Here is a 20059-nt window from a genome sequence, read left to right on the forward strand (position 1 = left end):
GTGCGGTCAAGAGGGTGTCTAACTCGGTCGTCACAACCCGATGTTGGACACCCTCCCTGCGTCCGTGAACCCCGCAATCGGAACTACTCGTCTAGGGCTGGGACGGACCCCGGTCCCGCCCGTTCTGCTTCCGTAGCCGTCGGTCCAGGGCCAGGGACAGTTCGGCCTCCACGACGCTCCGGGCGAGCGGGCGCAGGCGTTGCAGGTCGTCCTCGCCGGTGTGGCGCAGGACCAGGTCGGCGAACATCTCGGCGAGGTCGTCGACGTGTTCGCGGACGCGTTTGCCCGCTGCCAGGACCTCCGCCAGCGGGATGCCCTCGCCGACCAGGGCCGAGGAGACGTCCAGCAGGCGGCGGCTGATGTGGACGATCTCGTCGCCGTCGGTGCCCAGGTAGCCGAGCTCCAGGGCGGCGGCGAGGTTCTCGGGGGTGACCTGGCCCTCGAAGCGGGCGGCGAGTTCCTCGGGGGTGAGACGGACCGGCTCCTCCTCGGTGGGGGTGACACCGAGGACGTCGGCGACGTCCCGGCCGTTGTCGAGGGCCTCCGCCAGCTCCGCGATGCCCGTGAGGGTGTGGCCGCGTTCCAGCAGGGCCGCGATGGTGCGCAGGCGGGCCAGGTGGTGGTCGTCGTACCAGGCGATGCGACCCTCGCGGCGGGGCGGCGGGATCAGTTTGCGTTCGCGGTAGAAGCGCAGGGTGCGCACCGTGATGCCGGCCAGGCGGGCCAGCTCCTCCATGCGGTATTCGCGCTTCTCGGTCACGTGGGCACCCTAGTTCGTACCGGGGGTAACTTTCCTCGGCCGCCCCCTACCGGTCGGTACGGTCCTCCTCTACTCTCCCCATTGTGCCAGTGTTCACTGGCGCGGTTCCGGTGGAGTGTGGGAGGCACAGGCATGGCCGAACGCGAACATGTGCGGGTCGCGGTGGTCGGGTCCGGGTTCGGTGGGCTGGGTGCCGCCGTGCGGCTGCGGCGCGAGGGCATCACCGACTTCGTCGTCCTGGAGCGGGCCGGCAGCGTCGGCGGCACCTGGCGGGACAACAGCTATCCGGGGTGCGCCTGCGACGTGCCCTCCCATCTGTACTCCTTCTCCTTCGCGCCCAACCCCGACTGGCCGCGCACCTTCTCCGGGCAGGAGCACATCCGCGCCTACCTGGAGCACGTCACGGACGTCTTCGGGCTGCGCCCCCACATCCGCTTCGACTCGGAGGTGAAGCGGATGACCTGGAACGGCGAGCGGCTGTGCTGGGACATCGAGACCAGCAGCGGGGAACTCTCGGCCGACCTCGTCGTCTCCGCCACCGGGCCGCTGTCCGACCCGAAGATCCCCGACATCCCGGGCCTGGACTCCTTCCCCGGCGAGGTCTTCCATTCCGCCCGCTGGGATCACGGACTCGACCTGCGCGGCAAGCGCGTCGCCATGGTCGGCACCGGCGCCTCCGCCATCCAGATCGTGCCGTCCATCCAGCCCGAGGTCTCCCGGCTGACCGTCTTCCAGCGCACCCCGCCCTGGGTCATGCCCCGCATGGACCGCGCCATCAGCGGCGCCGAACGCGCCCTGCACCGGGCCCTGCCCGCCACCGCGCAGCTGCGCCGCGGACTGCTGTGGGGCATCCGGGAGTTGCAGGTCCAGGCGTTCACCAAGCGCCCGAACGAGCTCGGCCTCATCGAGCGGCTGGCCAGGCGCAACATGGCCCGGTCCATCAAGGACCCCGCCCTGCGCGCCAAGCTGACGCCCGACTACCGCATCGGCTGCAAGCGGATCCTGCTGAGCAGCGAGTACTACCCGGCACTCGCCCAGGCCAACGTGGACGTCGTCGCCGGCGGCCTGAGCGAGATCCGCGGCTCGACCCTCGTCGCCGCCGACGGCAGTGAGGCCGAGGTCGACGTGATCGTCTTCGGTACCGGGTTCCATGTCACCGACATGCCGATCGCCGAGCGGGTGGTGGGCGCCGAGGGCAGGACGCTCGCCGAGGTCTGGAAGGGCGGGATGGAGGCACTGCGCGGTGCCTCCGCCGCGGGGTTCCCGAACTGGATGACCATCATCGGGCCCAATACGGGGCTCGGGAACTCCTCGATGATCCTGATGATCGAGTCCCAGCTGAACTATTTGGCCGACTTCGTACGGCAGTTGGACGTCCTCGGCGGCAGGGTGGCCCTCGACGCGCGGCCGAGCGCCGTGTCCGCCTGGAACCGGAAGGTCCAGGTCCGGATGAAGCGGACGGTGTGGAACACCGGCGGGTGCACGAGCTGGTACCTCGACGCGAACGGCCGTAACACCACCGTCTGGCCCGGTACGACGACCGAGTTCCGGCGGGCCGTGCGGCGCGTGGACCTGTCGGAGTACGCCGTGCTCCGTGCCGCAGTCAAAGAATCCCAGGAGAACAGCGAGGTGACCGCGTGAGCCGTCTCATGCACGTGAAGTCCGGTCCGTACGCCCCACCCGTCGCCGCCCGTGAACTGACGGCCGTCTCCGCCGACGGCGCCCGGCTGCACACGGAGGTCCATGGTCCCGAGGACGCCCCCGCCGTCGTCCTCGCGCACGGCTGGACCTGCTCGACCGCCTTCTGGGCGGCGCAGATACGCGACCTCGCCGTCGACCACCGGGTCATCGCCTACGACCAGCGCGGCCACGGACGCAGCCCGGCGAGCCCGGCGTGCAGTACCGACGTCCTCGCCGACGACCTGGAAGCCGTACTGAAGGCGACCCTCGCGCCCGGTGAACGTGCCGTGCTGGTCGGGCACTCCATGGGCGGCATGACGGTGATGGCCGCCGCCACCCGCCCGGCGCTGCGCGAGCACGCGGCCGCGGTCCTGCTGTGCAGCACCGGCGCCTCACGGCTGGTCGCCGAGTCGACGGTCGTGCCGATGCGGCCGGGGCGGCTGCGGACCTGGCTGACCAAGCACATCCTCGGATCACGGGCGCCGCTCGGGCCGGTCACACCACTCGCCAGGGCGATCCTCAAGTACGCGACGATGGGGCGGGGTTCGGCCCCGCACATGGTCGAGGCGTGCGCGCGGATCGTGCACGCGTGTCCGCGCGAGGTCCGCCACGCCTGGTCGCACGTGCTCGACCTGCTCGACCTCGACCACGGGACACGGGAGTTGGCGGTGCCGACCGCGGTGATCGTCGGCACGGCCGACCGGCTCACGCCGCCGGTGCACGCGCGCTCCCTGGCCGCCGCGCTGCCGAACTGCCTCGGCGTCACCGAACTGCCCGGCCTCGGGCACATGACACCCGTCGAGGCGCCCGCACTGGTGACCGGGAGGATACGGGAGCTCGTCGCGACGTACGCGCGGGGCGGGAATCAGCAGACCGAGACGTACCAGCAGGTGAAGGAGGGCGCATGAGCAGGGTGAGCCTCGAAGGTCAGGTGGCCGTCGTCACCGGGGCGGCGCGGGGCGTCGGCGAGTTGCTCGCCCGCAAGCTCTCCGCGCGGGGCGCGAAGGTGGCGCTCGTCGGCCTGGAGCCGGACGTCCTCAAGCAGGTCGGCGAACGGCTGCACGGCGACAGCGACCACTGGCATGCCGATGTCACCGACCACGAGGCGATGGCACGGGTGGCGCGGGAGGTCAAGGAGCGGTTCGGGAAGGTCGACATCGTCGTGGCCAACGCGGGTGTCGCGACCGGCGGACCGTTCGTCGACTCCGATCCGCAGGCGTGGCGTCGGGTCATCGAGGTCAACCTCATCGGGTCGGCGGTGACGGCCAGGGCGTTCCTGCCGGTGCTGATGGAGAGCCGGGGCTACCTGCTGCAGATCGCCTCGCTGGCCGCCATCACTCCGGCGCCCATGATGACGGCGTACTGCGCCTCCAAGTCCGGGGTGGAGGCGTACGCGCACAGCCTGCGCGCCGAGGTCGGCCACCGGGGCGTGCGGGTGGGGGTCGGGTACCTGTCCTGGACCGACACCGACATGGTGCGCGGAGCCGATCAGGACGACGTCATGCGGGAGTTGAGGAAGCGACTGCCGTGGCCGTCGAACAAGACCTATCCGCTGGGGCCGGCGGTCGACCGGATCGTGGCCGGGATCGAGCGGCGGTCGAGCCATGTGTACGGGCAGTGGTGGCTGCGCGGGATGCAGGGCGTGCGCGGATACCTGCCGGGGATCATCGGGACCGTGGGGCAGCGCGAGATGCGGCGGTTCGCCGGACGCCTGGACGGGATGCGGTCGGGGCTGGTCGGAGCGGGCGGCGCCGCCGATGAGCAGGAGCGCGTCACACGGCGTAACTGATCGACATGCGGGGGGTGATGGCCCGTGTGAACCTGGTCGAGGCCCCACCGAGGGGCCTACCCCCACCCACTACGGGAGTGAACCCACATGGGCATGAAGGACCAGTTCCAGGAGAAGTCCGAGCAGCTGCAGCAGCGTGCGCAGCAGGCGCGGGAGCAGGCTCAGCACCGTGGGCGCCAGCAGCGGCCGCAGCGGGACGAGGAGTCCGAGCGGATGCGCGAGCGCGAGCGTGAGGACCACGAGCGCTTCGACGAGGACTACGACCGGTAGTCGTCGCGCCCGTTGAACGCGGGGCGCCCCCTGACGGTGGGTGCCCCGCGTTCCGCCTGTCCCGCCCTTCCGGTGCCCTTCGCCCCTCAAGGACGGGGCGGAAGCTTCGGTCGTGAGCGGTCCGGTACGTGTGCATAGCCGGGGGGGCGTCGCCGGGGGGTTGGTCTCCAGGAGCTTCAGGGCCAGTTCCACGGCGTCCGTCAGCTGGGCGTGGCGGCCCTCCGCCCAGTCCAGCGGGGTGCGCAGGACCTCGACGTCGGGGGTCACACCCTTGTTCTCCACGGACCAGCCGTACGCGTCGAACCACGCCGCGTTCATCGGGACCGTGATCACCGTGCCGTCGCCCAGGCGGTGGCGGCCGGTCATGCCGACGACTCCGCCCCAGGTGCGCTGGCCGACGACCGGGCCCAGTCTCAGCAGCTTGAAGGCGGCCGTGATCATGTCGCCGTCGGACGAGGTCGCCTCGTCCGCGAGGGCGACAACCGGGCCGCGCGGGGCGTTGGAGGCGTACGACACGGGCTGGGCGTTGCGCGTGAGGTCCCAGCCCAGGATCGTGCGGGTCAGCTTCTCCACGACCAGTTCGCTGATGTGGCCGCCCGCGTTGCCGCGCACGTCGACGATCAGGGCGGGGCGTGACATCTCCATGCGCAGGTCCCGGTTGAACTGGGCCCAGCCGGAGCCGCCCATGTCCGGGATGTGGAGGTAGCCGCAGCGGCCGCCGCTCAAGTCCCGGACGACGGCACGGCGTTTGGCGACCCAGTCCTGGTAGCGCAGGGGGCGTTCGTCGATCAGGGGGACCACCGCCACGCGGCGGGCACGGCCCGCCTCGCCCTCCGCGGGGGTGAACGTCAGCTCCACCGTGGTGCCGCCGGCGCCGGCCAGGAGCGGGTAGGGGCCGGCGACCGGGTCCACCGGGCGTCCGTCGACATGGGTGAGGACCGCGCCCTGCCGGATGCCGGTGCCGGCCAGCGGGGAACGGGCCTTGGAGTCGGAGGACTCGCCCGGCAGGATCCGCTTGACCACCCAGCCCTCGTCCCGGCGTACGAAGTTGGCGCCGAGCAGGCCCTGCCAGCGCTGGTAGTGCGGCGGGCCCTCGTTGCGGCGGGCGGCGGAGACGTAGGCGTGCGAGGTGCCGAGTTCACCCAGCACCTCGCGCAGCAGGTCCGCGAACTCGTCGGGGGATGCGACCCGTTCGACGAGCGGGCGGTACTGGGCGAGGACGGCGTCCCAGTCGATGCCGCACATGTCCGGTTCCCAGAAGTACGCCCGGATCAGCCGGCCCGCCTCCTCGTACGCCTGCTTCCACTCGGCCGCCGGATCCACCTCGTGCAGGATGCGGCGCGAGTCGATCCAGACCGTCGAGTCGCTGTCACCGGACTCACTGGCGGGCACCGCCCGCAGGTCGCCCTCGTCGACCAGGACCAGGCGGGTGCCGTCGCCGCTCACCGCGAACCAGTCGAGATGGTCGACGAGTTCGGTCTTCTTCGCCTTGCCGATGGTGAAGTGCTCCAGGGTCGGCCGTCCGGTCGTGTCGTCCGGGTTGGCGAACGTCTCGCCGAGCGCGCCCGAGATCGGCCAGCGCAGCCAGACCAGTCCGCCGCCCGCGACCGGGTGCAGCGCTGAGTACTTGGAGGCGGCGACCGGGAACGGCGTGACCCTGCTCTCCAGCCCTTCGGCCTCGACGGTCGTCGTTCCGGCCTCTCCGCCCTCCTCGTCGTCCACCGGGTCCAGACCGCCGGCCGCGGGGCGGCCCTCGGGGTTCAGGGCGAAGGGGGAGGGGGTCGCGGAGGACAGCGGCACCAGGTAGGGGCGGCAGCCCAGCGGGAAGGACAGGTCGCCGGTGTGCACGTCGTACACCGGGTCGAAGCCCCGCCAGGAGAGGAAGGCGAGGTATCGGCCGTCCCGCGTGAACACCGGGTTCTCGTCCTCGAAGCGGCCGGCGGTGACGTCGACGATGAGGCGGTCCTTGATCCGGGCCAGCTTGATCTGGCGCAGGGAGCGGCCGATCCCGGGGTGGGACCAGGTCAGCCAGGTGCCGTCCGGGGAGAAGGCCAGGTCGCGTACGGGCCCGTTGACCGACCGGATCACCTCGGTGACCTCGCCGTTCGAGTCCTCCGTGACGTCCAGGAGGAGGAGCCGTCCGTCGTGGGAGGCGATCGCGAGGCGCTCCCCGTTCGGGTCGGCGACCATCTCCAGGACCCGGCCCAGCTCGCCCGAGGCGAGTCGTCTCGGCTCGCGTTCGCCGGTGGCCCGGGGCAGGTAGGCGATCTCGACGGCGTCCTCACCTTCCGCGTCCGTCACGTACGCGACCTGGCCGACGGAGCCGAGCATCTCCGGGAGCCGGACCCGGACGCCGGGGGTGTCGACGAGGGTGCGGGCCGGGCCGTCGCGGTGGGTCAGCCAGTACAGGCTGCCGCGTACGACGACGGCGCTCGCGCGTCCCGTCTCGTCCACGGAGATGCCGTCGACGTGCTGGGCGGCGGGCACCTGGTAGGCGCGGCGGCCCGCGCGCGGCCCGCTCAGCCGTACGTCGAGTCTGCGCGGCTCGCAGTCGGCGGTGAGGTCGTCCACGATCCACAGGTCGCCCGCGCACTGGTACACCACCCGGGTGCCGTCGCTGGCGGCGTGCCGGGCGTAGAAGGCGTCGTGGTCGGTGTGACGGCGCAGGTCGGAGCCGTCGTGGGCGCAGGAGTAGAGGTTGCCGACGCCTTCGTGGTCGGAGAGGAAGGCGATACGGCCGCCGACGAACATGGGGGAGTGCAGGTGGCCGCCGATGTCCGGGAGCAGGCGTTCGCCGTGCAGCCACAGGCGGCCCGTCGCCCCGCCCCGGTAGCGCTTCCAGGAGGCCGGTTCGTGCGGCGGGGTGCCGGTGAGGAGCAGGGTCTTGCGTTCGCCGTCGAGGTCGGCGACCTGGATGTCGGAGCAGGGGCCCCAGGGGAGCTTGCGGCCCGGGTCGCCGTCGGGGCGGACCTTGTAGGCCCAGGTGTAGTGGGAGAAGGGCTCGCCGTGGGAGGCGACGGCGAGGATCACGCCGTCCGGTGTCCAGCCGCGGACCTGGGTGTCCGCGGAGCCCCAGTGGGTGAGCCGGGTGGCCGGGCCGCCGTCCACGGGGACCAGGTGGACCTCGGGGACCAGGCTCCGCCAGCTCGTGTACGCGATGTGCCGCGCGTCGGGGGAGAAACGGGGGTGGCCGGTCTTGGTGCGGTCCACGGTGAGCCGCCAGGCGCGGCCCGGACCGTCGAGGGGGGCCAGCCACAGGTCGTCCTCGGCCACGAAGCACAGCAGGTCGCCGCTCAGATGCGGTAGGCGCAGGTAGCTCACCTCCCCATGCTTCGCCCGGGGACGTATGGGGGCAAGTCGTGCCGAACGGGTCGGGTCGTCTGCCTTCGGTGCCCCGGGCGCCGACGGCCGAGGCCCCGCGTGAGCCAGGACACGTACGAAACGGTTTCGTTTCGTAAGAGGGTGGGGTACCTTCTTGGTGTACGAAACCGTGTCGTTCGGAGCAGGAAGGTGAGGACGGTGACCGAGACCCCGACCGCACGTCGCAGCCGCATCACCCCTGAGCGTGAGGCCGAGTTGTACGAGGCCGTGCTCGACCTGCTCCGGGAGGTCGGCTACGACGCCCTCACCATGGACGCCGTGGCGGCCCGCACCCGGTCCAGCAAGGCGACGCTCTACCGCCAGTGGGGCGGCAAGCCGGAGCTGGTGGCGAAGGCGATCCGGCACAACAAGCCGGGCAGCATCGCCGACATCGACACCGGAACCCTGCGCGGAGACCTCCACGCCCTGACGGCACGCGAGGATGACTGCGCCATGCAGCAGAACGCCGCGCTGATGCGAGGGCTGTTCATGGCGGTGCACGCCAACCCGGACCTCCTGACGGCGTTCAAGGAACTGCTGATCGAACCGGAGATGGAGGACTTCCACCGGGTGGTGTGGCGGGCCGTCGACCGCGGCGAGGTCCGCGCCGGCTGCCCGGCACTGGGCTACGTCGTGCACATGCTGGTCGGCGCCTTCGCCACCCGCACCCTGATCGACGATCAGCCGCCCACGCAGGCCTTCCTCAAGTCGTACATCGACGCCGTGGTCCTCCCCGCCCTCGGCGTTCCCGTCAACTGACTCCCGTCGGCTGATTCCCGTCACCTGACGAGTCCCCAGAACGAGCCCTCCACCTGACGTAACCGCTCACGTCGTCGGGCTGATCACCCCTGCCCACGTACCGACCCACGACCTGACCGGGAGACGCCCTCGTGGCCACATTTCTCTACAAACTCGGCCGACTCGCCTTCAGGCGACGGCACTTCGTCGCCCTCCTCTGGGTCGCTCTGCTCACCCTCGCGGGTGTCGGCGCGGCCAGCGCCCCCACCGCGGGCTCCACGTCCTTCTCGGTCCCCGGCACCGAGGCGCAGAAGGCCTTCGACCTGCTGGAGCAGCGCTTCCCCGGCATGAGCGCCGACGGCGCCACCGCGCGGGTCGTCTTCAAGGCGCCGGAGGGGCAGAAGATGACGGACACCGCGAACAAGGCGACCGTCGAGGAGACCGTCGAGGAACTGGCCGACGGCTCCGAGGTGGCCTCCGTCGCCGACCCCTACAAGGCCAGGGCCGTCAGCAAGGACGGCACGATCGCGTACGCGTCGGTGAAGTACGAGGTCTCGGGCATGGAGCTGAAGGACTCCTCCCGCGAGGCCCTTCAGGACACCGCGCAGCACGCGCGGGACGCCGGGCTGACCGTGGAGGTCGGCGGTGACGCGCTCCAGACGACACCCGAGACCGGCACCACCGAGATCATCGGCATCGCGGTCGCCGCGGTCGTCCTCGTGATCACCTTCGGCTCGCTGGTCGCGGCCGGGCTCCCGCTGCTGACCGCCCTGATCGGCGTCGGCATCGGCATCTCGACGATCACCGCGCTGGCGGACGCGCTGGACCTGGGCTCCACGACCTCGACGCTGGCGATGATGATCGGCCTCGCCGTCGGTATCGACTACGCCCTGTTCATCGTCTCCCGCTACCGTGCGGAACTCGCCGAGGGCCGTGAGCGCGAGGAGGCCGCCGGCCGGGCCGTCGGCACCGCGGGCTCGGCGGTGGTCTTCGCGGGCCTGACCGTGGTGATCGCGCTGGTGGGCCTGTCCGTCGTCAACATCCCGATGCTGACGAAGATGGGTGTCGCGGCCGCCGGTACGGTCGTGATCGCGGTGCTCATCGCCCTGACCATGGTCCCGGCCCTGCTCGGCTACGCCGGCCGCAAGGTGCGGCCCGCGGGCAGGAAGAGCCGCTGGATGGGCGGGAAGCGGGCCGAGAAGAAGGCCGCCTCCGGCACGGCCAAGCCGAACATGGGCACGCGCTGGGCGAGCTTCGTCGTCCGCCGGCCGGTCGCCGTGCTGCTGCTCGGCGTCATCGGCCTCGGCGCGGCCGCGGTGCCCGCGGCCTCCCTGGAGCTGGGCCTGCCCGACGACGGTTCGCAGCCGACGTCCACGACCCAGCGCCGCGCCTACGACCTGCTCTCCGAGGGCTTCGGCCCCGGCTTCAACGGCCCGCTGATGGTCGTGGTCGACGCGAAGGGAAGCGACGACGCGAGCAGCGTGTTCAAGACGGTCGGCGAGGACATCAAGGGCATCGAGAACGTCGTCACGGTGACGCCGGCGACGCCCAACAAGGCGGGCGACACCGCGACGATCACGGTGATCCCGGACGCCAAGCCCTCCTCCGTGGCGACGGAGGACCTCGTGCACGCCATTCGCGACCAGGGCACCCGAGTGAAGGCCGACACGGACGCGACCGTGCTGGTCACCGGCTCGACGGCGATGAACATCGACGTCTCCGAGAAGCTGAACGACGCGCTGCTGCCGTACCTGGCCCTGGTCGTCGGCCTCGCCTTCCTCCTGCTGATCCTGGTCTTCCGCTCGATCCTGGTCCCGCTGAAGGCGGCGCTCGGATTCCTGCTGAGCGTGATGGCGGCGCTGGGCGCGGTGGTCGCGGTCTTCCAGTGGGGTTGGCTCTCCGGCCTGATGGGCGTGGAGGAGACCGGCCCGGTGATGTCGATGATGCCGATCTTCATGGTCGGTGTGGTCTTCGGCCTGGCGATGGACTACGAGGTGTTCCTCGTGACGCGGATGCGCGAGGCGTACGTCCACGGCGAGAAGCCGAGCCAGGCCGTGGTCACCGGCTTCCGGCACGGCGCCCGCGTGGTGACGGCCGCCGCGGTGATCATGATGGCGGTCTTCGCCGGCTTCATCGGCTCCAGCGAGTCCATGGTCAAGATGATCGGGTTCGGCCTGGCCATCGCGGTGTTCTTCGACGCCTTCGTCGTGCGGATGGCCATCGTCCCGGCGGTCCTGGCCCTGCTCGGCAAGAAGGCCTGGTGGCTGCCCAAGTGGCTGGACCGCGCCCTGCCGAACGTGGACGTCGAGGGCGAGGGCCTGCGCGCCGGGGACGAGTCCAAGAACCCGGCCGACGACCGCGCGCTGGTACGCCTCTGACCGACCCGTCGAGGCAGGCCGGCCGGTGAGGGCTCCGTGGGGACGGGTGCCCTCACCGGCTTCTTCCGTGGCTCTCCCGGCGGCCTTCCCGGAACCCGGTCGCGTGCACCGCACACCGACCGCTGGCGTGCCCCGCATGACGACAGCCGCCACTGACACCGAAGGGTCCGGGGCCCACCCCCGGTTCGCCGCCGCTCTGGAAGAGCTCGGCCCGGGTGAGCTGCACGCCCGGATCCGGCGCTTCCCGGACGCGACCCGAACCGCCGCCGAGGCCGCCGCGGCGATCGGCTGCGAACTCAGCCAGATCTGCAAGTCGCTCGTCTTCGCCGCCGACGGGGTGCCGGTGCTGGTGCTCATGGACGGCGCCTCACGCGTCGACGTCGAGCGGGTGCGGCGCGAGCTCGGCGCCGGCGAGGTCACGCGGGCCGAGGCGGACGTCGTACGGGAGACGACCGGGTACGCCATCGGAGGGGTGCCGCCCTTCGGGCACCGTACGCGGACCCGGGTGCTCGCCGACCGGTCACTGCTGGAGCACGACGTCGTGTGGGCCGCCGCCGGCACCCCGCACACCGTCTTCCCCATGGCCCCCGACGCCCTTGTCGCACACGCCGGCGGCACCCTGGTGGACGTGCGCGAGCGGACTTCGTGACCCCTCTCGTCACGACCGCCGTCCTGCTGGCGGCCGTCACCCACGCCGGCTGGAACGCCATCGCCCACCAGATCACCGACAAGCTGGTCGGGTTCACCCTCATCGCCGGCGGCGGGGCGCTGATCGGAGCGGCCCTCGTGCCCTTCGTCACGTTCCCGGCGGCGGCGTGGCCGTACCTCCGGCCATCCTGCGGCCCTTCGCCGCTCTCGGACTGCTGGGCGCCGCGCTGTCCGTCGCCGCCTACGGCCTTGTCCTGTGGGCCCAGACCAAGGCCGAACTCGCGCCGATCGCAGCCCTGAGGGAGTCGTCAATCAAGCTCTGCTGATGCCGTAATGCCTTCGCTGGTCAAAGATCTGGCAGCCTGCTGCTTCTTGACTAACAGTCAAGGTTGGCAGGGATGCCGTACCGCCGGACTCGACTGATGCATGCTCAGCAGGGCGTGTCAGTACACACCGGGATCGCTGGGTCCTGTCTGGTGGGCGGCGGCTCCGAGACGTCGAGCTGAGGGGAGACGAATGTGAACGAGGTTCCGGGGTGAACGCCGTGCTGGCGGCGCTGGTTGCAGCAGCCACATCAGCCTTGGTGACGGTCTTGTCGATTTACCTGAGTGAACGTCAGCAGCAGCGGCGGGAAGTGCGTGCTCAGCGACACGAACTCAACGCAAAGTACCTGAACCCATTACGGTTTCACCTGGTGGAGAATCATTTCAGACTGCTGAGTATCTTGAATCACGCCCGAACGGCCGATGGGGTGAATAGCGGCCTCCTGGTAGTCGATGACCCGGCCGAAGTGTCGACAAAGGATGCATCGTGGTTCATTGGTCCCGGCTGCGCCCTGGTGTCGTCGGTGTATCTTGCTTCTTGTTTGTTCGCCCAGCTGAAGAAGGTCCGCGAAGACTTCCCATACCTTCAGCTCTCTGCAGCGGACGATACTCGGCTTGCCGGACTGCTGCTGGGTGTACAGCAAGGATTCCTCGTCAACCAGGGTGTTTACTACGTCACACAGCCCAGCATCGGCGAGTCGGTCTGGGTTCGTGATGAGGAGCGCCTCATGACCTACCGGGAATTCTGCGAGAAGCTCCAGGATCCCGCTTGGCGCGTCTGGTTCGATCGACTCATCATGTTTTACCTCGAAATAGCACGAGGTGAGAAACGGCAGCGCACAGAAAGACTGTTGGCAGCACTCGCGAAGCTTTCGGTGTTCCTTGATGAATGTGTCGGCGGTGGTAAATCCATCGAAAGTCGAATGCGGGCCGAAAACCTTTCCTCCATCTGAGGGACTGCGTCAAAGCGAAGGTATTCGAGGAACAGCGGGCGGTCGTCGGTGTCGTGCGTGACGCGGGCGACGTGCAGGACCGGGGTCGCGTCCGGGAGCTGGAGCGTGGCGCGCTCATGGGGCAGGGGCGTGCGGGCGCGTACGGTCTCGGTCCATGTCAGCTTGTGGCCGTCCTCGGTGAGCCATCGGTAGATCACTGCCGGGCGTTTGCAGGGCTCCTCCGCAAGCATCGGGATGCCGTCCGCGACCTCGCAGGGGATCAGTGTGCGGTGGATCGCGCGTGTGCCGGTGCCCGGATCGCTGGAGCGTACGAAGCTGCCCTTGCCATGGTTGACTTCGAAGCTCGTGGGCGCCGCGATCGGCGCGGTGTTCTTCAAGGAGCGGTTCGGCGCACCGCGGATCGTGGCGGCCGGACTGCTGGTGACAGGGATCGGACTCATGCCGCACGGGGGCTAGTTCGAGGGTCTGTCGTTCGATCAGGCCGACGACCCTGTCACTCGCGGGATCTGTGACGGATCTGTGATTCCAGTGCATCGACGGTGCTGCGCAAGGCACCCTGGATACACGCTGGACGGCATCCGTGATCGGCCCGAAGGGGAAGATGTGACCGAGAGTCGGGACTCGGGCGGGCAGTTCGACGACTCCGAACTCCTGGAGATGTCCCAGGGCGACCCCGCGCAGGCGAGGCTGCTGCGCAAGTCCCTGGAGACGCTCGCCGCGGGGCACGGCGGCGACGCCCTTAAGGAGATGGCACAGGAGGTCCTCTCCGGGCGGGCCGGCCTGCGGGACGCGGTGAACGTGTCCGCGTACGCCGACCAGTTGATCGAGCGGGCGGCCCCCATGGCGGAGAGGTGGGCCGCACTCTCCGAGGCCCAGCGCGAGGAACTGGCCGCGGAGGGCAGGCGCGCGATCGCGGCGGAGCAGGAGCGGATCGACGAGGAACGACGCGCCGAGCCCGGCGAGGGCGGCAGCCACAAGTCCCGGCATGACGGCCGGGGCTGGTCACTGTACTGACGGGGGCAGGGGACGACCGTGGGTTTCGAAGTTGAGCCGGACGCGATCCAGGGCTTCGCCTCGCTCGTGTCGCGCGGCGCCGACGGCGCCGCGAAGGCCGTCGAGTACACGACCAGCAACGCGCAGATCGACAAGGCGGCCGGAGGACAGCTCTGGGATCTCGTCGCGGGCAACCACGACCAGTACGTGGACTCCGCCAAGAAGGCCCTGGGGAAGGTGCAGAGCGTCCTGCACTCCTCCCAGTCGGAACTGTCCAGGTCCGCCACGTACTACCGTGAGACGGACACGGAGACCGCCGCGAAGATGGACGCCACCTACCCGGGGTCCAAGGGCGGCGGGGGCGCACCGTCCGGGGGCGGCAACGGGAGCGACTTCGCCGACGCGCAGGACGCGTCGGCGGCCCTCAGGAAACCCGCGGGGGACAGCGACAACCCGCTCGTCAAGTACGCCCAGGGGCACGTCGACGAATACACCATGAACCCGGTCCAGAAGACCCTCGGCACCGTCCTGGACCTGGGCAGCCCGTCGACCGTGGCCGTGGAGGCGGTGAAACTGCTCTTCGGCTACGACATCTTCGGCGAGATCAACAACTGGGTTCTGGGTGACTGGAACAAGTACAAGGACTGCGCCGAAGTCTGGGGAAACCTCGGCTCGTTCTGCGACGCGGTGGCCGCGAACCTGAAGAAGGGCACCACGAACGTCGGCGTCACCTGGCAGGGCAACGCGTACGACGCCGCGAAGGTCTACTTCGACGAGTTCGGCGGGAAACTCGCCGACTTCAAGGAGACTTTCGACTCCCTGCAGTCCTGTTACGACGCGGCGGCGCGGCAGGTGTTCCAGCTCGCGGAGGTCCTCAAGGCCGGGATCGTCTTCCTCGCCGACATGGCGATCATCTGGATGGCCAACCTGGCCGCGGCCACGGCGGTCAACGCCATCCCCATCGGCGGGCAGGCGGCGTCCGCCGCCATGTTCGCCCTGGCCGCCGCCCAGGCCGTCATGATGATCGAGAGGTTCGCCGCTCTGGTGAAGGCGTTCGACGCCACCATGGTGGCCATCACCGGACTCGGGGCGGTGCTGTCCGCGGCGGTCAACGGCTTCTCGGCGGCGGACGGCTTCCCCGAGGCCGGCTCCGCCGGCTACGACAACCAGGTGGTCGCCTGAGATGCCCTTCCCCTACTCGGGCGAAAGCCTGGAGCTGTTCCTCTCCCGCGCCCGGATGATGTCCGCGGCAGCCGTCCCCGCCTACCTCGCCCTCCTGCTCTTCCTCACGAAGGAGGAGGGCTGGCACTGGAGCTTCCTGGTGCTGTGCGTCCTGCCGCCCGCCGCCGCGGTGTCGGGCTTCCTGGGCAAGCGGGACATCCGGCCGGGACTGGCGGTGGCAGCGCTGGTCATGACGTTCGCCCCGGTGCCGCTGATCGGCGGGCTCGAGGCGCTGTTCTAGCCGGCAGGCTCAGGGGGCGGGAGAGAGCCGAGGCGCCGCGGCCCGGGTCGACGGCCGGCCCGGTGCGCGGGGGCGGCCGTCACCTCGTCGGCGCACCTCACCGGCGCGTGCCGTCCAGGGCGGGTGACAGACGGGTGACGCCGGACAGGTCGTGTGCCGTCACGCTGTTGCGGTCGCCGACCGAGCGGCCCAGGGCGTGGTGGGGCCACAGGCCCGCGGCGACACGGCGGCTGCGCTCGTTCCACTGGCGGGCCGCCGGTGCGTCCGCCTTGTAGTGGTTGAGGGCGTAGCCACCGGAGTGGATGCGCAGGAGCGTGAACCCGCCCGGGTACTCCTTGGCCGCGGCGACCTCCTGCTGTGTGACGTGCGGGGCCCGCTGCAGCACCGTGCGCTTGTTGCGGTGGGTGTGGCCCGCGTGGTGCAGGAAGACGCCGGGGGCCTGGGCGTAGGCGTCGAGCACGGTCCGGGCCTGACGGCGCTCGAGGCACTGGCCGCGGGTCACCGGGAAGACCGAGTCCCGCACGGTCAGCGGATGGTGGCCGAACACCACCGTCGGCTGCTCCGGCGCCTCACTCAGCCGTGCCCGGAACCACGACAGCTGCTCGGGTCCGAGCCCGCCCGCGTCCGCGCCGTTGCCGCTCTTGGCGTAGGTGTCCAGGCCGATGATCCGCAGCCCGCCCAGGTCACGGGCGAAGTACCCCGGCCCGTCGCCGTCACCCGGGAACGCGGTGTGGAAGGCGTTGTCCCGGGAGCGGTCGTGGTTGCCGCGCACGACGAAGTAGTCCCGCCCGTGCGTGCCGAACCCGTCCAGGATCCGCCGGGCCTCGCCCAGGTCATGGGCCGCACCGCCGGCCGAGATGTCGCCCCCGGCCAGCAGCAGGTCCGCCCCGCGCCGCCGGGCCTCCTCGACCAGCGCCCTGCTCATGAGCTCGGGATACGGCGCCCGCCCCGGCTGCTGTGCCACTCCGCGCAGCAGGGGCAGCCCGCCCACGAGGCCCGCGGTGGTCTCGCCGAGGTGCAGGTCGTTGCAGAGCGCGATCGACAGCAGATGGCGGCCGGGCGGGGGCTGCGGGGTGGTGAACGAGTACGGTCCACCGCTCGTGCCCAGCCCGAACGCCGAGGTGCCCACCGCGTTGCCGCGCACCAGGTGCAGCGGGGTCGGCGTCGCGGGCACACCGCGTGAGCGGGCCTGGTAGTAGTACGTCTGCCCTGGTTCCAGGCCGGTGAGTTCGACCTGGTGGTGGGCGGTGGGCAGGCCCTCGGCCGCGACGCGGTGGAGCCGGGAGGGGTGGGTGCCGTAGACGACCTCGCCCTCGGTGATCGCGGGCATCGGGTGGCCGAAGCCGTCGTTGGTGCCGGGGATCCCGGTGTACCAGGAGATGACGGCGCGGTCCTCGGTGAGGGTGACCAGTTCCAGGTTGACGGCGGCCAGGTCGTCGGGGTGGTGGGAGCGCGCCCGCTGCACGGCGGCGGACGCCGACCGCAGCAGGGCGGGGGCGAGACGCGCGCCGGAGCGCAGCATCTCGCAGGGCCCCGGGAAGGCCGACAGGGCCGCGAGGGCCGGGAGGTGGGCGGAGAAACAGCAGCGCATGTCCTCGATGCGGCCCGGGTGTGGTTTGGCGAGGGAGGTGGCGGTGGCGGCTGGGCCAGGTCCGGCGCGCGACATCTCCAGGGAACGCGACATCTCCATGGAAGCAGGGCGAAGCCGGTCATCACAGTGAGTGTGCCGAGTCTCACTGATCCCGAGTCGGGGTGTTTGTCCCGCGAGCGAACCGATGGAGGCCGTCCCGGGTTTCGCCCCTACGCACCGATGGAGGCCGTCCCGGCTTCCCCACTACGCTCGGACCAGCGAAAGTCCACCGAGGGGGGCGGGCCATTGACTGCGCTGAGCGAGGGGCCGGACGCGGGGGTCGGCGGCAGGACGCCGCTGGACGCGGACCGGATCAAGCACCTGGAGTTCGTCCAGGCGACGATCACGCGACTGGGCACCAACTCGTTCCTCGTGAAGGGCTGGGCGCTGACCCTGGCCGCCGGCCTGCTCGCGCTGTCCGCCAGCCGGCTGAGCTGGCAGCTCGCGGTCGTCGGCGTGGTGCCGCTGACCTGCTTCTGGTACCTGGACTGCTTCTTCCTGCGCCAGGAGCGGGCCTTTCGCCGGCTCTACGACGACGCCAGGCGCCCCGACAGCACGGTCGAGGTGCTGTCCATGGACGTGGCGCCGTACCTGTCGCGGATGCCCTGGCCGCAGGTCTGGCTGACCCCGACGTTGCTGCTGTTCTACACGCCGCTGCTGCTCGCCGACCTCGCGCTCGTCGTCATCGCCCTGTGAGCGCGGCCGCCAGCCGGGCGGCGAGCGCGTCCGTCGCCGCGTCGTCCTCGGCACCGGGACCCGTGCCCTTCGGCGGCCAGATGGGACCCATCGCGTCCCCGGCCCGGCGCGGCACCAGGTGCACATGGGTGTGGAAGACCGACTGCGAGGCCACTTCGCCCGCCGAGTTGATGACGTTCATGCCCTCGGGTTCGAGCACCGCGCGCAACGCGTCCCCCACCGACAGCACGGCGCGGAACAGGTGCTGAGCCGCCTCCGCCTCCATGGCCCACAGGTCCGCCGTATGGGCGCGGGGCACGACCAGCGTGTGCCCGCGCGTCGCGGGAGCCAGCGGGAAGAAGGCGAGGGTGTGCGCGTCCTCGTGGACCACGCGCGCCCTGCCGGTGCCGGCGACGATCTCGCAGAAGGGGCACGGCTGTTCACGGACGTCCATGGGTGGCCCCTCTCGCTCTGGGTGCACCTAGGGTGTGCGGCGTGGGCGGCATCTTCATCAACTACCGCAGGGGCGATCACGAAGACGTCGTGCGGGAACTGTACGACCGGCTCGAACGGCACTTCGGTACGGACCAGGTCTTCCGGGACATCGCCTCCATCGTGCCGGGGCAGCGCTACCCGGACACCCTGCGGGAGCGGGTGGCGGACTGCGAGGTCCTGCTCGTCGTGGTGCACCGGGGCTGGGCGGACGCGCGGGGCGCCGGGGGCGAGAGACGGCTGGACGACGAGACCGACTGGGTGCGCCGGGAGATCGACCAGGCCCTGCACACCGGCAAGACCGTCATCCCGCTGCTGCTCGACGGTGCCGCCCCGCCGGGGCCGGACCAACTGCCGCCGCCCCTGCGGGACCTGGCCCACCGCAACGCCCAGTTCCTGCGCGCGGCCCACCACGAGGCCGACCTCGCCGAACTGATCGCCGTACTGGAGACGGACGTCTCCCGGACCTGGCGGCCCGTCCCGCCGCCACCGCCCGCGCGCCGGGCGGGACGGTGGCCGGGCGCGCTCACCGCGGTGCTCGCCGTCGCGGTACTGCTCGCGGCCCCCGCGCTGCCCCGGGACGACGGCTGGGCGGAGGGGAACGGCCTGCCGTGGACGCTCTACGCCACGCTGGGAGGCTGTCTGCTGCTGTGCGCGCCGCCCCTCTCGCTCGCCGTCACCCGCGTCCTGCTCCGCCGCCCCCTGGACGGCTGGGAACGCGACCTGCACGCCGTCAAGCACCGGACGTACATCCGGCAGACCTGGCCGATGGCCGCGGGGCTCGTCCTGATCGGTGCGTTCGGTGCGCTGCAGCTGTGGGGTGACGGCGGCACGTGGGCGTCCCTGGCCCTGCTCCTGGTCATGTGCCTCGCGGTCGCGCACTCGGCCGCCACTCACATCCGTCTCCAGCGGCGCGACGCCGACCTGTGGGCCCGCTGGCCGCAGGGCCTGCCGACCCCCGTGAGCCGGCCCGTGCTGCGCCGGGCGGTCGCACGGCTGGAACTGCGCCTGGCCGCGGCGCGGCCCCCGCTCACCCGGGAACAGCGCGAGAAGGCCGAGTGGGAGCTGGCGGACATGCGGGCGGCGCTCGGGCGGCTGTCGCAGGAGGCCCGGCGCTCCCGGCTGACGTGGCTGCGCCAGGACCATCCCTGGCTCCTCGGCGGCCATGTCGTGGGGCTGGCTTCGATCACGGCCCTCGCGGTGGCGTCCGGGCTCGCGTTCGAGGCGGTGGGGAAGGGCACGCCCCGGGTGCACGGCACGCTGGCGGTCCTGGTCCTGATCGCCGCGGCCCTGGCGCTCACCACGACGGAAATCGGCCTGCGCCACCAGCGCCGGCTGCGCACCGACCTGGTGGCCGAGGTGGGGGAGCGTGTCGCCCTGCTGGCCGACCGGGTGGCGGCCCTGAGCGCCCCCGCCCGCACCAAACGGTCCGGACCCGCGCCGCGGCCCGAGGAGTTCGCCGAGCCCGACTAGTCGGCGGCCCTCGACAGGAGCACCCTGGAAGCAGGTCTTCCGGAGGTGATCGTCATGATGCACACCGCAGTGGGATGGCATGTCGAGCTGGAGTTCCAGGAGGACGACCAGCACACGCGGGCGGTCGCGCTGGTGCGTCTGCCCGACGGCACCGAGGTACGGGCCCACGGGCACGCCACCCGGCACCACACCGACTCCAATCAGCCGCGGGTCGGCGAGGAGATCGCCGGGGCCCGCGCACTGAACGAGCTCGCGATGCAGATGCTCACCAAGGCGCACGGCGAGATCGACGCGGCGTCCGGGCGCACCTCGCACCCGATCCACGTCTGATCCGGCTCTCCCTAGGTCGTGTCCGCAAAGTCCCGTCGTCCGCCCGGAGGGCGGGCCCCGCGGCGTATGGTGCGTGCTCTCGGCGTGCCGGGCGGAAGCCCTCGT

Annotated in this window: 17 protein-coding genes and 4 pseudogenes; 16 read left to right on the top strand and 5 right to left on the bottom strand. The window is 71.1% G+C overall.

Going from position 1 to position 20059, the window contains the following annotated elements; translation table 11 throughout:
• Positions 1-91: 91 nt before the first annotated feature.
• Positions 92-760, bottom strand: a complete 669-nt coding sequence (locus ACWCPI_RS38485; protein ID WP_451042605.1) for a MerR family transcriptional regulator — start codon at positions 758-760, stop codon at positions 92-94.
• 132 nt (positions 761-892) lie between these two features.
• On the opposite strand from ACWCPI_RS38485, the gene ACWCPI_RS38490 reads away from it, so the two are divergent.
• From ACWCPI_RS38490 to ACWCPI_RS38505, 4 genes are all read left to right on the top strand, one after another.
• Positions 893-2401, top strand: a complete 1509-nt coding sequence (locus tag ACWCPI_RS38490) for a flavin-containing monooxygenase (RefSeq protein WP_451042606.1) — start codon at positions 893-895, stop codon at positions 2399-2401.
• Positions 2398-3348 (top strand): alpha/beta fold hydrolase, encoded by a 951-nt coding sequence (locus ACWCPI_RS38495; protein ID WP_451042607.1) that lies wholly within the window; start codon positions 2398-2400, stop codon positions 3346-3348. Before ACWCPI_RS38490 ends, ACWCPI_RS38495 begins: the two co-directional genes overlap by 4 nt.
• A complete protein-coding gene (locus ACWCPI_RS38500; protein WP_451042608.1) occupies positions 3345-4229 on the top strand; it encodes an SDR family oxidoreductase in 885 nt (294 codons plus the stop codon). Before ACWCPI_RS38495 ends, ACWCPI_RS38500 begins: the two co-directional genes overlap by 4 nt.
• An 87-nt stretch (positions 4230-4316) precedes the next feature.
• A complete protein-coding gene (locus ACWCPI_RS38505; protein WP_451042609.1) occupies positions 4317-4499 on the top strand; it encodes a hypothetical protein in 183 nt (60 codons plus the stop codon).
• A gap of 86 nt (positions 4500-4585) precedes the next feature.
• On the opposite strand, the pseudogene ACWCPI_RS38510 reads toward ACWCPI_RS38505, so the two are convergent.
• Positions 4586-7820: pseudogene (locus ACWCPI_RS38510) on the bottom strand (S41 family peptidase).
• 198 nt (positions 7821-8018) lie between these two features.
• On the opposite strand from ACWCPI_RS38510, the gene ACWCPI_RS38515 reads away from it, so the two are divergent.
• From ACWCPI_RS38515 to ACWCPI_RS38535, 5 genes and pseudogenes are all read left to right on the top strand, one after another.
• Complete coding sequence (locus ACWCPI_RS38515; protein ID WP_451042610.1) at positions 8019-8618, top strand: TetR/AcrR family transcriptional regulator; 600 nt, start codon at positions 8019-8021, stop codon at positions 8616-8618.
• A gap of 131 nt (positions 8619-8749) precedes the next feature.
• On the top strand, positions 8750-10975 hold the full coding sequence (locus tag ACWCPI_RS38520) for an MMPL family transporter (RefSeq protein ID WP_451042611.1): 2226 nt from the start codon (positions 8750-8752) through the stop codon (positions 10973-10975).
• 136 nt (positions 10976-11111) lie between these two features.
• Positions 11112-11624 carry a YbaK/EbsC family protein gene (locus ACWCPI_RS38525; protein ID WP_451042612.1) on the top strand — a complete coding sequence of 171 codons (513 nt, stop codon included), beginning with the start codon at positions 11112-11114 and terminating at the stop codon, positions 11622-11624.
• Positions 11621-11949 (top strand): annotated as a pseudogene (locus ACWCPI_RS38530) (hypothetical protein). The gene ACWCPI_RS38525 and the pseudogene ACWCPI_RS38530 overlap by 4 nt, the downstream one beginning before the upstream one ends.
• Positions 11950-12158: 209 nt before the next feature.
• Entirely contained in the window at positions 12159-12899 is a 741-nt protein-coding gene (locus tag ACWCPI_RS38535) for a hypothetical protein (RefSeq protein ID WP_451042613.1), read from the top strand.
• A gap of 35 nt (positions 12900-12934) precedes the next feature.
• Here the strand turns inward: ACWCPI_RS38535 and ACWCPI_RS38540 are convergent.
• A pseudogene (locus ACWCPI_RS38540) lies at positions 12935-13129 on the bottom strand (UTRA domain-containing protein); the annotation flags it as partial.
• A 103-nt stretch (positions 13130-13232) separates the two neighbouring features.
• Here ACWCPI_RS38540 and ACWCPI_RS38545 point away from each other — a divergent pair.
• The 4 genes and pseudogenes from ACWCPI_RS38545 to ACWCPI_RS38560 all read left to right on the top strand — a co-directional run.
• A pseudogene (locus ACWCPI_RS38545) lies at positions 13233-13355 on the top strand (EamA family transporter); the annotation flags it as partial.
• Between the two features lie 147 nt (positions 13356-13502).
• Entirely contained in the window at positions 13503-13913 is a 411-nt protein-coding gene (locus ACWCPI_RS38550) for a hypothetical protein (RefSeq protein WP_451042614.1), read from the top strand.
• An 18-nt stretch (positions 13914-13931) separates the two neighbouring features.
• Entirely contained in the window at positions 13932-15074 is a 1143-nt protein-coding gene (locus tag ACWCPI_RS38555; RefSeq protein ID WP_451042615.1) for a hypothetical protein, read from the top strand.
• Position 15075: 1 nt separating this feature from the next.
• Positions 15076-15354 (top strand): hypothetical protein, encoded by a 279-nt coding sequence (locus ACWCPI_RS38560; RefSeq protein WP_451042616.1) that lies wholly within the window; start codon positions 15076-15078, stop codon positions 15352-15354.
• Between the two features lie 97 nt (positions 15355-15451).
• Here ACWCPI_RS38560 and ACWCPI_RS38565 read toward each other — a convergent pair whose 3' ends face one another.
• Positions 15452-16945 carry a metallophosphoesterase gene (locus ACWCPI_RS38565; protein WP_451042620.1) on the bottom strand — a complete coding sequence of 498 codons (1494 nt, stop codon included), beginning with the start codon at positions 16943-16945 and terminating at the stop codon, positions 15452-15454.
• Between the two features lie 285 nt (positions 16946-17230).
• On the opposite strand from ACWCPI_RS38565, the gene ACWCPI_RS38570 reads away from it, so the two are divergent.
• On the top strand, positions 17231-17680 hold the full coding sequence (locus ACWCPI_RS38570) for a hypothetical protein (protein ID WP_451042617.1): 450 nt from the start codon (positions 17231-17233) through the stop codon (positions 17678-17680).
• Here ACWCPI_RS38570 and ACWCPI_RS38575 read toward each other — a convergent pair.
• A complete protein-coding gene (locus ACWCPI_RS38575; protein WP_451042618.1) occupies positions 17667-18113 on the bottom strand; it encodes an HIT family protein in 447 nt (148 codons plus the stop codon). The two genes, ACWCPI_RS38570 and ACWCPI_RS38575, sit on opposite strands and share 14 nt — an antisense overlap.
• A 41-nt stretch (positions 18114-18154) precedes the next feature.
• Here ACWCPI_RS38575 and ACWCPI_RS38580 point away from each other — a divergent pair, with 41 nt between their 5' ends.
• Both ACWCPI_RS38580 and ACWCPI_RS38585 read left to right on the top strand, forming a co-directional pair.
• Positions 18155-19624 (top strand): toll/interleukin-1 receptor domain-containing protein, encoded by a 1470-nt coding sequence (locus ACWCPI_RS38580; RefSeq protein ID WP_451042619.1) that lies wholly within the window; start codon positions 18155-18157, stop codon positions 19622-19624.
• 54 nt (positions 19625-19678) lie between these two features.
• The gene (locus tag ACWCPI_RS38585; protein ID WP_388807751.1) at positions 19679-19954 is read left to right on the top strand and encodes a DUF1876 domain-containing protein; all 276 of its coding nucleotides are present in this window, start codon (positions 19679-19681) and stop codon (positions 19952-19954) included.
• Positions 19955-20059: the final 105 nt, after the last annotated feature.

Source organism: Streptomyces sp. NPDC001920, assembly GCF_053594495.1.

Bases quoted from the DNA above. Each gene is read 5' to 3' on its own strand.
- ACWCPI_RS38490 (WP_451042606.1), top strand. From the start codon at position 893: ATGGCCGAACGCGAACATGTGCGGGTCGCGGTGGTCGGGTCCGGGTTC.
- ACWCPI_RS38500 (WP_451042608.1), top strand. From the start codon at position 3,345: ATGAGCAGGGTGAGCCTCGAAGGTCAGGTGGCCGTCGTCACCGGGGCG.
- ACWCPI_RS38505 (WP_451042609.1), top strand. From the start codon at position 4,317: ATGGGCATGAAGGACCAGTTCCAGGAGAAGTCCGAGCAGCTGCAGCAG.
- ACWCPI_RS38525 (WP_451042612.1), top strand. From the start codon at position 11,112: ATGACGACAGCCGCCACTGACACCGAAGGGTCCGGGGCCCACCCCCGG.
- ACWCPI_RS38560 (WP_451042616.1), top strand. From the start codon at position 15,076: ATGCCCTTCCCCTACTCGGGCGAAAGCCTGGAGCTGTTCCTCTCCCGC.
- ACWCPI_RS38565 (WP_451042620.1), bottom strand. From the start codon at position 16,945: ATGCGCTGCTGTTTCTCCGCCCACCTCCCGGCCCTCGCGGCCCTGTCG.
- ACWCPI_RS38575 (WP_451042618.1), bottom strand. From the start codon at position 18,113: ATGGACGTCCGTGAACAGCCGTGCCCCTTCTGCGAGATCGTCGCCGGC.
- ACWCPI_RS38585 (WP_388807751.1), top strand. From the start codon at position 19,679: ATGATGCACACCGCAGTGGGATGGCATGTCGAGCTGGAGTTCCAGGAG.